The sequence below is a fragment of the Nocardioides halotolerans DSM 19273 genome, from assembly GCF_000422805.1.
Classification (GTDB): Bacteria; Actinomycetota; Actinomycetes; order Propionibacteriales; family Nocardioidaceae; genus Nocardioides; species Nocardioides halotolerans.
Window position 1 is genome coordinate 335589 of record NZ_KE383923.1, and the last position, 13214, is coordinate 348802.

Annotated in this window: 14 protein-coding genes; 3 read left to right on the plus strand and 11 right to left on the minus strand. The window is 66.6% G+C overall.

The genetic code is table 11. The features are described from left to right. Positions 1-4: 4 nt before the first annotated feature. The 10 genes from G514_RS30410 to G514_RS0116440 form a co-directional block, all read right to left on the minus strand. Entirely contained in the window at positions 5-463 is a 459-nt protein-coding gene (locus G514_RS30410) for a ubiquitination-like system serine protease family protein (protein ID WP_157544878.1), read from the minus strand. Further along, complete coding sequence (locus tag G514_RS0116400) at positions 460-1662, minus strand: ThiF family adenylyltransferase (protein WP_028652636.1); 1203 nt, start codon at positions 1660-1662, stop codon at positions 460-462. Before G514_RS0116400 ends, G514_RS30410 begins: the two co-directional genes overlap by 4 nt. Beyond that, positions 1637-1921: a multiubiquitin domain-containing protein gene (locus G514_RS0116405; RefSeq protein ID WP_028652637.1), complete on the minus strand. Its 285-nt coding sequence runs from the start codon at positions 1919-1921 to the stop codon at positions 1637-1639. Before G514_RS0116405 ends, G514_RS0116400 begins: the two co-directional genes overlap by 26 nt. Before the next feature lie 84 nt (positions 1922-2005). Further along, positions 2006-3025 carry an ImmA/IrrE family metallo-endopeptidase gene (locus tag G514_RS0116410; RefSeq protein WP_157544880.1) on the minus strand — a complete coding sequence of 340 codons (1020 nt, stop codon included), beginning with the start codon at positions 3023-3025 and terminating at the stop codon, positions 2006-2008. Then, positions 3006-3677 (minus strand): hypothetical protein, encoded by a 672-nt coding sequence (locus tag G514_RS0116415; RefSeq protein WP_157544882.1) that lies wholly within the window; start codon positions 3675-3677, stop codon positions 3006-3008. The genes G514_RS0116410 and G514_RS0116415 overlap by 20 nt, the downstream gene beginning before the upstream one ends. A 10-nt stretch (positions 3678-3687) precedes the next feature. Further along, positions 3688-4233, minus strand: coding sequence for a sigma-70 family RNA polymerase sigma factor (locus G514_RS27260; protein WP_028652640.1), 546 nt, complete (start codon positions 4231-4233; stop codon positions 3688-3690). A gap of 162 nt (positions 4234-4395) precedes the next feature. Next, positions 4396-5280, minus strand: coding sequence for a hypothetical protein (locus G514_RS30415; protein ID WP_157544884.1), 885 nt, complete (start codon positions 5278-5280; stop codon positions 4396-4398). 116 nt (positions 5281-5396) lie between these two features. Next, a complete protein-coding gene (locus G514_RS0116430; RefSeq protein WP_028652642.1) occupies positions 5397-6977 on the minus strand; it encodes a hypothetical protein in 1581 nt (526 codons plus the stop codon). Further along, positions 6974-7996: a hypothetical protein gene (locus tag G514_RS0116435; RefSeq protein ID WP_028652643.1), complete on the minus strand. Its 1023-nt coding sequence runs from the start codon at positions 7994-7996 to the stop codon at positions 6974-6976. Before G514_RS0116435 ends, G514_RS0116430 begins: the two co-directional genes overlap by 4 nt. Positions 7997-9257: 1261 nt before the next feature. Further along, positions 9258-9785, minus strand: coding sequence for a hypothetical protein (locus G514_RS0116440; protein WP_157544886.1), 528 nt, complete (start codon positions 9783-9785; stop codon positions 9258-9260). A gap of 275 nt (positions 9786-10060) precedes the next feature. Between G514_RS0116440 and G514_RS0116445 the strand changes: the two genes are divergently transcribed. From G514_RS0116445 to G514_RS0116455, 3 genes are all read left to right on the plus strand, one after another. Beyond that, complete coding sequence (locus G514_RS0116445; RefSeq protein ID WP_157544888.1) at positions 10061-10507, plus strand: hypothetical protein; 447 nt, start codon at positions 10061-10063, stop codon at positions 10505-10507. Positions 10508-10667: 160 nt separating this feature from the next. Then, entirely contained in the window at positions 10668-10955 is a 288-nt protein-coding gene (locus tag G514_RS0116450; RefSeq protein ID WP_157544890.1) for a DUF2442 domain-containing protein, read from the plus strand. Positions 10956-10966: 11 nt separating this feature from the next. Further along, positions 10967-11653, plus strand: a complete 687-nt coding sequence (locus tag G514_RS0116455) for a hypothetical protein (protein ID WP_157544892.1) — start codon at positions 10967-10969, stop codon at positions 11651-11653. 21 nt (positions 11654-11674) lie between these two features. Here G514_RS0116455 and G514_RS29390 read toward each other — a convergent pair whose 3' ends face one another. Then, on the minus strand, positions 11675-13114 hold the full coding sequence (locus tag G514_RS29390) for a 3'-5' exonuclease (protein ID WP_051247558.1): 1440 nt from the start codon (positions 13112-13114) through the stop codon (positions 11675-11677). Positions 13115-13214: the final 100 nt, after the last annotated feature.

Genomic DNA, 13214 nt, shown 5'->3' on the forward strand with positions numbered 1-13214 from the left:
CAGCTCAGGAACGCCCGCGTAGCCACTTAGCGACGCGGCGAAGCGTGCCGCGTCGAGCGTCGCCGGCGGCCTGTGCGGGTGGAGGGCCGCTGGCACGAGGCTCATCTCGGGGCTCGTCGACCGTGCTGTTTGGCTCGTCGAGAGCGGCGCGGTCGCGTGCGCGGTTCCGGGAGATTTCGTCGGGAGAGAAGCTGCGTGCCCACTGAACGCGACCCTTGTGGATGACGTAGTGGGACTTGCAGGCCAAGGACCAGTTGCCCACTGACGGCCGGACCGAGATCGACTCGCCGTCGTAGGTGAACGACCACTGAGCGGGCGAGAGTGGCGTGACCGCTTCGTCGCCACACCCGCAGGCACACAGGTGTGCGCAGGTGTTGTACTCCAGCGACACATAGAAGACGCCGGCTGCCAAGGGCGTCGGGAAGGACTCGACAAACGCCGGCGTGTACCTGGTGGTCTTCATGAGGCCGCGGCCTGCTCGTCGTCCTCGCCATCGAGCCGCTCGTTGACGATGTCGTTGGTGAAGATGGAGTAGGTCGCGAGGTGTTCGGCGGTCGCGTCTGCGTAGAAGCCGAGGTGACGCTTCCATCGGCCCACCGCGAACTGGGCGTTGAGAGCGTTCAGGTCGGCGACCTGGATGTTCCGGTCGTAGTCGTCGCGCTCCTCGGCCGGCGCCGGCAGGCGGCCCAGCGTGCTGGTGGTGTCCGCGTCGACGTCGGCGAAGGTCACACGGAGGAGGCCGGAGAGCTTCCCGTCGATCTCCTCGACACCCATCCCGACGTCGATGAACGGAATGTGCTGGGCCAGCAGGTGTGCCGCGATCTGGTGCTTCACGGTCGCGTCGTCCATGCAGAGGAACACGAAGGTGGCGTCGTCGAGCAGCGACAGGTTCTCGTCGGTGATGTGCACGGGTTCGGCGGTGATACCGGTGTGCATGTTGCCGTACATGTCGGCGAAGTAGTTGACCTTGTACGGCCTCTGCTGCAGCTGCTCCAGGGTCGGTGCACCGGGAGCGCGAAACGCGTTGTGGTTGTCGAAGACGTCGCCGTCGATCAGCAGGATGCTGGTGACAGGTGTCTTGGCGACCTGGTCGAGAACGTATCCGCCGGTGCCTCCGAGGCCGACGATCGTCAGGTGCTGCCCGGTGAACACACTGTTGAGCCGCGCGAGGCCGGCTCGCGAGGTCGCCGTGTCGCGGTAGTTGAAGGGCAGGTCGTCCTCGACGTCCTGGAACGCGGCGCCGGGAGTGGCGGTAACGGTGGGGTCGAGGGCCATGGCCGGGTGGCTCACGATGCGCACGTAGGCGGTGACCTTCTCGTACTGGCTCGGGTAGGCGCCGGACGCTGGCTTGCTCGAAAGCATGAAGCTGGCGGCGGTCTCGGCATCCACAGCGTGGGTCTCCGGGTTGGCGCAGCTGAGCTGCTGACCGTGTTCGTTGCACGGCGCTCTGCCGACGAACCAGATGCGGTGGTCGGTGCTGGAGACCACCCGGTCGCCGCTGACGGTGACCGGGTAGGCGACCTGCCCGTACGCGACCGTCTTGTCGGCGGTCGCGTACGGGATGCGGCGAACTACGAGGTGCCCGCCGGTGATGGTGACGTCGTATCCGTCGTCGAGCAGACGACGGACGTCCTCGTCACGAGCGAGAGGTGCGGTAGACATCGAAGACCATCTTGTTCTTGACCTTGACGCTGTGGCCCGCCGTCAGCGAGCCCTCCGCCTTCTCGTCGTGTCCGCGGGTGTAGCGGACCGTGACCTCCTCGCCGTCGCCGACCGGCTGGCCGGCGTAGGCGAGTTCGACGCACTCCTCGTAGGAGATGGTCTTCTCGGCCCACTGGTGCGGGCGGGTATTGACGAGGATGCGCACGGTGCGGTCCTCGTGTTCGTGGCCCTCGGTGGGCTCTGTCTTGGCTGCCGTCATGGCATCCTCCTAGGTGTCGTGTCGAGCGCCTCTCTTGCGCCCTCACCTAGTAGTCGATGTAGCCGGCCAGGGCTTTAGCGGGCGTCACTCACAATCGACACAGATGCCGTTCGCACCGATGAGGTGCTTGGCCTTAGTCATGCCGCAGGCCGAGCACTCGTTCGTGTTGGCCGCGCGTTGGGTGCACAGGCAGCCGCCGCACTTCGGACAGAAGAGTCGCTTGCACTCCGGGCATGGATAGCCGCGGGCCTTCTGGATTCCGCCGCAGCAACGAATCTCTGCTTCGGGACGGTTCACGAACTCCGTCGGTGCGTCGAAGTGAACGGCTTCGACGCCCCACAGGTCACGGTCGGCGAAGACGGCTACGACGACGCGATCAAGCCCGACCGCGTCGACGTAGTACTCCTGGCGCGCGCCCCATGACGTCGTCCAGAAGGTCTTCCCTCCGAATCGCCCGCCAGAGGGGACTCGGGTCAGGGGGTGCCCTTCCGGGACGGTCTGGCCGGGCCAGGGGATGGCGCTGGGCCATCCGTCAAGCGGATCCGGCTGCACGCTGGAGTAGCTCACCGTGTTCTCGTCACGCTCGATGATCACGACCGCCCCAGTGCCTGGGAGTCGACGGGCCATCGCGATAGCGCAGACGGGTCTGCTCCCGAGGCTCTCGTCGCCAAGCCTCAGGACGGCCTCTGCGGAGACGTGGCCGCCAGCGAGCGCGGTGTCGACCGAGTCGCGCGGGATGAGGAGCGTCTGGGCGACCGCGTCGCAGATCGTCTCGTGCAGACGGTCGCTCTCGTCCTGGGTGCTGAGCCAGTCATAGACGTCGTCGACCTGGTCGACCAGCCAGTGACCCAGTTCGTGGCCCAGGGTGAAGTTCTCGCGGCGGTTGCCCGTGGGCCTGTACAAGACCACACCGTCCTTGAAGTACGACTGACCGTCGCACCAGCCGCCACCGGGACGCGCGTCAGCCAGGTGGTCCGCGCGCCTGACGGTCAGGCCGAGGCTCTGCTCGAGCGTCTCCAGCGGCTCGTGCGCGAAGCGGTCGCGGGCAGACTGCGGCAGCGCCGAGAGCGCAGCCGTCACGCAGTCATCGAGAGTCTTGATCACGCTGGTTCATCTCGCTGAGGGAGACCACTTCGGCCAACGACGCGAGCATCTGGTCCAGGTCCGGGTGGCCTCCCCGGTTGACGGCGGCCGGCACGCGCGCGGCGAGCGTGGCACGGGCGGCCGCCAGGCTCGACCGCTGGATGAGTGCCCAGCGCCGTGCGAGTGACTCGAACGCCGGAGTCTGCACGAGTTCGCGAAGGGCTACCTCGAGTGACGTCGGTCGGCGTTCGCTCGTGAGCCGCTGAACTGACGTGTTGAGAATCTCCGCGATTGCGCCGATCAAGGCAGGTGGAACGTCCAGGCCGCCACTCGATGTCCACGCGAAAACGTCTCGGGTCTCTACTTCCCAATGGCGACCCTTCAGCCGCGTCGCGACGTCACTGGCGCGCAGACTGGCCTTGGCCATCGCTGCCTTCAGCGCAAGCGAGTCGAGCGCTCGATTTGGGTCGGGGACCAAGCCCAACTCCGCGGCCACCGGGTCTGCTTCCAGAGCGGGAGCACCACTGCCGAGCTCCCAGATCATCTCAGCGACATGAAGGAGGGACTGAGCTTCGTCCCGCGACGGCTCGTCAAGGTCGTCAAGGGCCGGCATCTTCCCGGTGCGGACGTACTCGTCGACGAGAGCCTCGAAGCGCGGGTCTTCGTTCTCCACGGTCATCTCCTCACCACCCTTCGATCCCTTGCTGTTCGAGTGCTGCGCGAAGCGTCGTCAGCGCGGCCTTCGTTATCTGACTGATCCGACCCTCGGAGACCCCGAACTCCGCCGCGAGCTCTCGAAGGGAGCGCTCGTGCACGAACCGCCGCCACACGATCTGCCGGTCTCGAGGGTCCAGGTCGCCAAGCGCGTCCCAGAGCAGCCCGCCGACCCGTTGGTTGTCGACCGCGCTGGCCACGTCCTCTGCCAGGAACTCGTCGCTCGCGAGGCCCTCGGTCGTCTCCTCGATGAGCTCGCCGCCGTCGTGCCGCACCCGCGCGGAGTCGAGCAAGTCCAGGGCGCGCCGCTTGGCCGTGGCGACCATCAGCGCCTCCCAGTTCGTCACGCTCTTGGGCGGCGACGCCATCAGAGACCGCATCGCCTCTTGCACCACGTCAGCGGCGTCGCTCTCGCGACCCGCCTCGCGAAGGACCTTCCTGGCAACGCTCCACATCTTGTCCTTGTGCTTGGCGTACAGGGCAGCCCAGTCCGGCGGAGGTCCTCCGCTGCTCATGACCGACCCCGCTCCCTGCGGCAGCTCTACCGCGGTGGATGGCCCTTCAACATGTAGTCGAATCAAGCGCCATGGACTTTAGTCGCCCTCCCGCGCCTGGTCTGGTCAGTAACAGCTGACCAGGGCTTTCACGTAGCTGGACCCGCTGACGTCTAGGTCGCCCTATTGCTGCCGCCGATCCGACGGCCGCCGGCTTCTGTCGCGGGCGACGTTGCGTCGCCGACCTCTGGCGAGCCGTGCTTGGAGTTGTTCGCTGGCTAGGGAGTGCTGATCGACATTGGCAAGCCCGCTGATGGCTTCGGCTTCCCGGGTGACAAGGTTCCAGTCCTTCTCTCCCCCGGTGCGTCGCCGGATGTAGTGGGTGCGCGCTTCTGGGCTCCAGGTCGGGTCTGGGAGGTAGAGCGGCAGTTGGGCGTTGCGGCGTGGGCGTGCGGCTGCGCAGACGACGACGATCGCGAGTGCGGGTTCTTCGAGTCGACCTGAGCGGGTGGGGCACGACCAGATGGCGCCACGGCAGCCGTTGTCTCTGGCTTCGACCAATTGCGTAAACAGCTGTTCGTCGTCGTTGATGCGTGGGTCCTTCTTGATGGCGTTCCACCAGTGTCGGCCGAGCTCGAACCTGTCGAGCCAGTACTGCTGGTCGTCGAAACGGTGCTTTGGGCGCCAGCGCATCTGGATCCAGGCCTCCGGGCCGAACGTGATCCCGGGTGGCCAGTCGGCGGGGTGCCGACGTGGCTGCTTGCCGGTGCGGGCGGCTGGTCGGGTGGCGAGTTGCTCGAGGGCGAAGTCCCAGGCCATCGCTTCCGGGTCGCGTTCCTCGTGGTGGGCATCGTGCTCGCCGAACTCGTCGAGAAGTTCGAGGACGTTGACGTCGGGATCCTCAACGTCGTCGTAAGCGGCCGGCTCTTGCGCCCGTTCACCGGGCTCGAACTGGGCTTCCCACACGAGGTGGGGTGCATCCGGATGAAACAGCAGGGACGTGCTCTCTCTCCTGGTCTCGACGGCTCGGCGCTCCACTGCGTCCTGGGCCCGGACGAGTCGGGTCACCTCTGCGCGGGCTGATCTGAGGCGCTCGATCGGCGGCTCGGAGAGGTCACTGGGGTCGACCCGAGGGAAGGCCTGTAGGTGCGCGGGGGGCGGCCGGTCTGGCGATCGTGGAGCACTCACGGACGTACAGCACCTGGGAAGAGTCGTTCGTAGTGTTCGGACAGGACGTCGCGGTCGGCGAACAGGATGCTGGTCGTGAGTGCCTCGAGGTCGTCGGGGTGAAGGCGAGTCCTCTTGCTCGGCTTCTTGAGGACGCGCCAGAGCCGTTGGTGGTTGTGGATGGCTACGGCCGTGGCCGCCCACAGCGCCACGCCTGGCAGTCCCCAGATGCTGTGCGTGTTCTGGGCGACGTTCGCGCCTTTGCGAGTGGTCAGGCTGGAGAAGACGTTCTCGATGAGGGCCCGGAGTCGGCCGTAGATGGCGACCCATTCGGGGCTGAGCCGGGGGTAGACCTGATACCCGCGACCGAAGTCGGTGGGCTCGCCTCGGTCGTCGACCAGCGGCAGGTCGACACCTTGCGGCTGAGCGCACACCTCGGAGTCGATGCAGCGTTCCACGATCGGGGCTTTGTCCACGACCTGATCACCCCTTGCTCTGGTTCCAGGGCAGTTGAGGGTGGCGGGGTGACTAGGCCCATAGGCCCGTCCGGGGCAGCCGACCAGGGCCGCGGGGTGGTCAAGCGTGGGGTCTGCAAGAAGGTGTGCGGCGTAGCAGCTCCGCCACCTTCCTGCCTTGCGGTACTTCGGGGCGTTGGGGAGCTTCCAGAAGGGGGTTGGAAGGTCGGGGTGCCACAGCCAGCAGTCGATGACGAGGAACCGCTGGAAGATGCCGCGCTGCTTCTGCAGGTGTACGTGGAGGTCGTGGACGGGCCTGGCTCCGAGGGCGACCAAGCGGGTGCTGAAGTCGTACGGCGAGTAGCTGATGTGCCGATCGCCAATGACATGACGCAGGCTGCAGGTCTTCACGTGTCGCCGGTACAACCGAAGTGTGACCTCGCCTTCGGACTCGTTCGCGGGAACGAGTTCGTGATGCCTCACGACGCCAGGAACGAGGTACTCGTCGTCGATGGAGGCGCCGCCGATGCACACCAAGCAGAAGCCGAACACCTTCTCGCGTGGATCGCTCTTGGTCGGAGTGCGGTGACCGAGCCGCTGGTGGGGGCACCCTCCGAGGAATCGGTTGCGGAACCCATCGACGGCAGTGCCATCTTGAACATGAGCGTCGTGGAAGAGCGGAGGTAGAAGGCCCGAGGCATGCCTGTCGAGGAGGACCGCGCGACGCTCGTTCAATCGGCTGCGATCGTCGGGCTCGAGGAATGCACGGGTCACCGGTGAGCTGTCGAAGTACTGACGGAAGAGGTCCCACTTGACGTGGAGGTGGTTGAGCACAGTGTCGTCGGATCCGCCGGTTCGCCCGGGCCGGACCTTGGATCGGGCGTGCGGTTCGCCGAACGCTCGGCGCGCCGCCTCTGGTAGGCGCCAGTAGCAGGCCGCCATCTCCTCGAAGGTGAAGCTCTGGCTGCGGACGGTGAGCATGAGGATGACCAGGAACCCCTCCCAGGACAGCCAGTGCCGCTGGCCGCGTTTGGGTCGGAGCTCCTGCTCGAGCACCACGGCCAGTCCGCCGCGACGGACGATCTCGGTATCCAGAGCGACTCGCCAGGGATCGATGGCGCCGATCTTGGGAAGTTTGCTCACTGCCGGTGATGCCGAACCGGCCAGTCAACTGCCCAGGGCCCGTCCAACGTCGGCTCCGGAGGGCAGAGGACATCGAAGAACGCCGAGGGCGGAGGAACCTCCTCCACCAGCCGATACATCTGCCCAAGCTGCATGAGAACACCGGGGCCGCACTGAGCCACGAGCGCCAGCAACTGACACTGCACGCTCGCCCAGAACCGGTACGTGGCCACGAGCCGATTGACCTTCGGGACCTCCATGCCGTCGGGAACGACGACCGACATCATCATGTGCGCGACGATCTGCTGCCCTCGCGACATCGGGACCAAGTGCTTGGACTTGGCCCGCCGGGCCAGTTCGAGCAGGAGCGGCGCGTAGCGGCGGCGGACCACGAGCCATACGCCCTCCACACACACTTCCGCTCCCCCGTTCGGTGTCTCTCTGACGTCGGTTCCGCGGAGTGGCTTCATCTTGGTGCTGTAGACGCCGGCGCCCAGCGCGAGGCACAGGACGGCGAGGAGACCGTCGCGCAGGTTGGCGGTGGGCTGAGCCCACGCGAGGACGAAGTAGTCCTCCACCTCCGGGGCCTCGTACCGAGCCGGCGGCGGTGCCTTCCGGGAAGGGCTGCGACCGATCGCCTTCCACTGAGCCCGCTGGTCGGGGTGAAGGCAGCTGCCCATCTTGTCCAAAGCGGTGACGTACTGGTTGTTCGTCGTCGGTTCGTAGCCCATCTCGTCGAGCGCGTCCTGGAAGTCCGCCAGTGACGCCGCGCGCAACATGGACTTGAGGTCGAAGTCGACGTCGTTGGCCAGCCACCACAAGACAAGCAAGGTCATGCCATCGCGGGCGTTCGCTGCATGCGAAGCGCTGTTGAGCGCCTTCGGAATCAGCTCGCGCACCGCCCTGGTCTGCTCCTCCTGAATCGGTACAGGACTCGTCCACCCCGATCCGATCGCGAGAATCGCTGCCTGGACCTTGGCGCTTTGCCGACGCCGCTGCGAGTTCGTGGTCACCCAACCCTGCGTCAGCGCCTGGTCCACCAAGCGATCATCCGCGGGCCGGATATCTCCTCCGTGCTCATGAGCGCCACGCGTGGCCGCCGGCTCGGAGGTGAAGACGGGCGCCTGGAAGCTGGGTGAGGCCATGTCAGACGCGGGAGCGGTGTGGACTGGCGTTGCCTTTGACGGTGATGAACGAGCTGAACGACTCATGCCGTCCCCTCCTGATCGAGATCGGAATGCAGCGGCAACGATCCCGAATTCGGATGTTCCGTCAAGTCGTCGAAAAGGAGCGATTCAACATCTCGCCATCTGTCTATCTTTCTTTCTCACATTCTCACGTTCTCACCGTCACACCTGCGGCCTGAAGGGCCCATCTGAGCGTGGAACTGGGGCTCCCACCCGCCTTCGCCACCCTGTGAAGGTGCTGCCGGCGTGCCGCTTTGAACTGGTTTTCGGGTCCTTTTGGCGACGAAATTCGGCGTCATCGGCGGGATATGCGGGCAATTGTATTTACCGAATCGTTATCGCGTACCTCCGTGTTGTCCCACTCGCCAGGCACTCAAAAGTGCTTCACGCGCGCTGCGGCGTTCCTCCTCTGAGCAGCGCTACCAGCCCCCGAGCGCGGGCGTAGCACCCTCCTCGCCTTGACCGCCTTGGCAACGACGGTCACTGCCGAACGCGAAGACGTCCTGCGCCAAGAGCCGGACCGCCCCGTGTCCGGCCGAGCGTCAAGACCCATCGAGGGGTCATGACCACAACTCATTACTTGTCGCCATGAAACGAGGCGACAAGCCACGAACCTGCGGCGGACTCCCTGCGGAGGCGTGGGTCGCCGGCGACGGCTCGCACGCCTTGTCGAAGTGCACCAGCACCTCGCTGTCACCGCCGCCGAGCAGCGCAGTGACAAGCTGGACAACGCAGAGGCGACGTTCGAGCTGCAGGTGAACCTCGAGGCAGTGATCTCTGGGGAGTTCCCGGTCGCGTACGAAGACCTCTTCGTCACCTGGCCCGAGGGCGAGTCGACGGCCAAGCATCCCGCCGGCCGCTGGACGCCAGCTGTGGAACCTGCGGTGCGCTGGGCAACTGTCGCCACGTCGACCCACCCGAGGCCGCCTGACGTCGGGTCCATCACGGGCCAGCGGACGACGCGTAAGCGCGCTGCCTACGTTGGACGATCGAGCCGCTCAGTCAATCCACGCCAGCCCACCGTCCGGCGGTGCGCTTCATGTCGTCGCTCAGCGCAAACCCTGTCAACGAACCTGGGCCACGGAAGAGCGGACAGCGCTGGCACGCCCACACGTCAAGGCGAAGAGGCAATGTCGCCAGCCAGAGCAATGAGGTCGTCTGGATCGCCGACAAAGGCGTCGGCGGCCCTGATGGCGAAGAGCCGAGCCGAGGGGTCGTCCAGACTCAAGGCCGCGCGGCGAAGCTCCTCGAGCCGAAGCGCTAGGTGGCCGCTTTGGATCGTCGTGGCACTCACAGAGTTGATCGGGTGCTGCTGCGCCTGAGCCTCGCGATGCGCAACGTGCGCCCTGGCGCGATCGACTCGCTCCTGCACAAAGGTCCGTACTTGATCGAGGACCTCGCCTGCTGGCCGTGCCGAAACCTGCTCAAGAAACGCGCGCTCGAGTGGCGTCGGCTCGCCCGGGCTCAGCTCGTTGAGAGCAAGCTCGTCGTCCTTGCGTCGCACCGACCTGGCGGTCCACCGACGCGGTGGCACGGTCTCCTCAAGCCGGAGCAGCCGGGTGCCACCGTCCTCTACGGATCGAATCACCGTGCCGATCCGCGGGTCAGGCTGTACCGCGCCCACAACGGTGAAGTGGACCACTAGCCACTCCTTCGGCGCCCGGGTGGCCACCACGGACCTGCGAGCCCCTTCTGCCTGGAAGGTCCACGGGAGTGGCTCCCGGCCCATGCACACCACCTCCGTCCCTCCGTCGGCTGCAGTCGCAGCAGCATCGACGTCATGATGGCAAGGACTGACGACACTCCCACCTCGGATGCACCACCGCCCTTGGCGCGTCGCCCTCGGCTGCGATCGGGTCAAGCGCGCCCGCGCGCGCCAGACCCTTGTGCGCTGCGCGCGCGCCGGAAGGAGTGTTGATGAACGTCGAAACGTTCAGCGTGACCGGGAACACCTGTTCTACGGGCGCTCTGACCCATGGAGGGGTCATGACCACAATTGATCACACCGCAACCGACCATCCCCAGTACCCCGACGCTCGGCGGCGCGACGTGGCCGAGGTCGTCGACCTCGCAGCCCATCGCGCATTGCGCCGCCTCCGACGCCTTGTGGACGCTCGCCGGCGGCTCGCCCGCACGGTCGCAGAACAGCGCAGCCACGAACTCGACGAGGCGCGGGAGATGCTCGACCTACAGGTCACACTGGAGAGCCTGATCGCCGAGGAGTTCCCGGACGAGTACGAGGAGCTCTTCCCAGGGTGGGTCGACGAGGACGCGACGGCAGAGCACGCCGTCGGCGCCTGGGATGTCGCGTGCGGGATCTGCCGCACCGTGAAAACGGACAGTGGACCACCCAGCGCGGCCTGAGCCGCCACAGAAAGATTCATGCGCCACGTAACGAATGTCGCCGCCGCCGGACCCCTGGTCCGGCGGCGGTTTCGTTGAAGCACGTCCAAGAGCTCGTCAGCCCTTGGGGTCGATCGCGCGATCGAAGGCGCTGTCGCACCTAGGCGTCACGATGCCCGGCATGTTGAACGAAGACCCAGCCCTGTTCGACTTTCCTCGACCCGTGCGTGTGCTCACCGGCGTCGAGCTGCTTGGTCGGTACTTCCTCCTCCTGCGCTTCGCCGGCGACCTCGACCGAATCCTCGATCTGGAGAGCGCGATGGTCGGCGCCGAGTTCGAGCCGCTTCTCGTCAGCTACGCCTCCTTCAAACTCATGGCGATCGACCACGGTGAGGCGCTGGTGTGGTCCACCGGCGCGCGAGTCGAGGCCGAGGCTCTCTACCGCGACTCAAAGCCAGCGGTCCCGTAGTGGCGACTCCTTTGGTCGACGACTACACCGTCCTCCCGGCCAGACTGAGCGACATCACCATGGCCGACCTCGAGATTCCACAGAGCGTCGAGGCCATCGAACAGCTCGCCGAGCGGATGCAGCAGGTCCTGCGCACCGAGGTACTCGGCGCTCTCTCCGGCGCGTCCCTCTCCGCCGTCAGACAGCACGGCGGCTACACCCATGGGGTCGAAATCGTCCTCGACGAACGCCCCTGGCTCGTCGAAGGAACCTACGTGCGCAGCGACGGGGGTCCGCCAGAAGTCCACCTACTCGAGGAGTGCCGCCTGATCTTAGATGGCCTTGTCATGTTCGCGCGCCGACCACTGCTCGCCCCCGACATCTACTCGGCCGTGAACACGATGATCGGCATCGCGCTCACAGAGACGCTCGGCGCGGAGTTCGAGAGCCAGGTCCTTGCGGTCTCTGATTGGGCATCTGCTCTCCGGCGGGCGGCGGAGTTCATGCGAGGTCAGACCTTCTACGTCACCAGACACCTCGCGGGCAGGATCGACGAGCTGCTGAGGCACTGCCGCGCGCAGCTCGCCGTCTCCCTGTGGACACCTCCGGATTCGCTCGAACGCGACGTCGCGCTCCGGCTGGCCGACGAAGGATGGTTCGGCTCGGCTCAACAGCTCCTCGACACCGCCTCCGACATCACGAACCAGCCCGGTGTGTAGGTCGCGGAGTTCCGTGACGCCTCAGCCGCTTCCCAGGTTCTCTGAGGTGGCCAGGCTCGGACAGGTCGGCCGGTAGTGACCCACCTCGCCGCAGTTGCCGCAGCGACGAGCACCGCGAGAGGCGCTGGCAGCCTCCGTCGGGCCTGAATCTTCCTCTGAGGGATCGACCCGCACTTCGCCGAGCGTCGGGTGTCGCGGTACCTTGGTGTTCGTCGGGGTGAGGTCGTCAAAGTAGTCCGGGACACCGAGTGCCTTCGCGGCTCGTGTCAGCTCTCTGAGCTCGGTCGCGGTGAGGACGTCGTCGGCGAATGCTGCTTCCCGCATCGTTTCCAGGAAGCGCTGGTTGAGAGCTTCGACGTCGAGCCGACTCATGCCGGCCTCGCCGGCCAGGGTTCCGAGTGCTTGGGCTTCGTCGCGGGTGATCTGGCCGTCTTCCATGGCTGCGCAGAGCAGCTCGTAGTACGCCTCGCCGGCGGCGTCGGGCACGTCGCCGGCGACCACGGGGAGCTTGGTCATCAGGGAGGTCATCCAGCCATCGCCTTTGCGGAGACCGCGGACCTTGTTGACCACGCGGGGCGGAAGGACCGGGCCGCCGGTCCAGTGGAAGACGTCGCTTCCGTACAGAAGAGGCCGTCCATACATCGCCAGGGCGTGCTTGAGCACCGCAGCGGTGGCGACGACGTGGTCACGCGAGACGTACGTGGTCAGCGGGATGTTGAGCTCACGCGCGAGCGTGGGGAGCTTGCGGTTGGGCAGGTCACCCATGGTTCGCTCAGCCAGCCACAGGGTGCACAGGCCCGGCATCCGCATGTCCCTATATCCGGCCCGGTCGAGTTCTGCGGCCAGGAACTCCTCGTCGAAGGGCGCGTTGTGCGCCACGACCACGGCGCCGTCGAGCTGCGAGAGCAGGTACGGCGCGATCTGGGCGAACGTCGGAGCCTCGGCCACGTCGGCGTCGGTGATCTTGTGAATGAAAGGCACACCCGTGCCGCGACCCGGGTTGATGAGCGTCGACCAAGGCTCCCCGACCGTGCCATCGGCCTCGACCCGGGCCAGCGCCACCTCGATGACCCGGTCTGCCCCGCGGGGCGCCAGGCCCGTGGTCTGGAAGTCGATGACCACGTACGGGCCGTCGAACTGGTGCGGGCCGTGGCCGGCCCGGTCGCCGGCGTAGGTGAAGAGCACGCCGTGCATGCCCGCCTCGGCGAACGGGATGCGATGACGGGCGGGCGTCGAAGCGTTCGGCTGGCTCGACAACGCCGACCCACTGGACGCAGACCGGGTCGCGGACCGAGTGGCGGGCCTGGTCGAGGTCGAGGCAGCGCTTCTGGTGGGCTCCGACTTCCGATGCGACGCACGAGGCTGCGAGTCGGGCGCGCCGCCTCCGACGAGGCGAAGTAGGCCAAGGACTCCCACCGCGACCAGCACGATCAGGAGAAGACAGATCAGGACGGTGGCCACGTCGGCAGGCTATGTCAGGCCCTCCCTGCTTGCCTCTCAACCCGGGATCGGCGCGGCCCGGGAGTCAGGGTCCCCGGCAGTGTCGGTGGGTCGCCTTACA

What these genes read in the sequence shown, in the direction of transcription:
- G514_RS30410 (WP_157544878.1), bottom strand. Translation starts at nt 463, where the DNA reads ATGAAGACCACCAGGTACACGCCGGCGTTTGTCGAGTCCTTCCCGACG.
- G514_RS27260 (WP_028652640.1), bottom strand. Translation starts at nt 4,233, where the DNA reads ATGAGCAGCGGAGGACCTCCGCCGGACTGGGCTGCCCTGTACGCCAAG.
- G514_RS0116400 (WP_028652636.1), bottom strand. Translation starts at nt 1,662, where the DNA reads ATGTCTACCGCACCTCTCGCTCGTGACGAGGACGTCCGTCGTCTGCTC.
- G514_RS0116445 (WP_157544888.1), top strand. Translation starts at nt 10,061, where the DNA reads ATGAACGTCGAAACGTTCAGCGTGACCGGGAACACCTGTTCTACGGGC.
- G514_RS0116450 (WP_157544890.1), top strand. Translation starts at nt 10,668, where the DNA reads ATGTTGAACGAAGACCCAGCCCTGTTCGACTTTCCTCGACCCGTGCGT.
- G514_RS0116405 (WP_028652637.1), bottom strand. Translation starts at nt 1,921, where the DNA reads ATGACGGCAGCCAAGACAGAGCCCACCGAGGGCCACGAACACGAGGAC.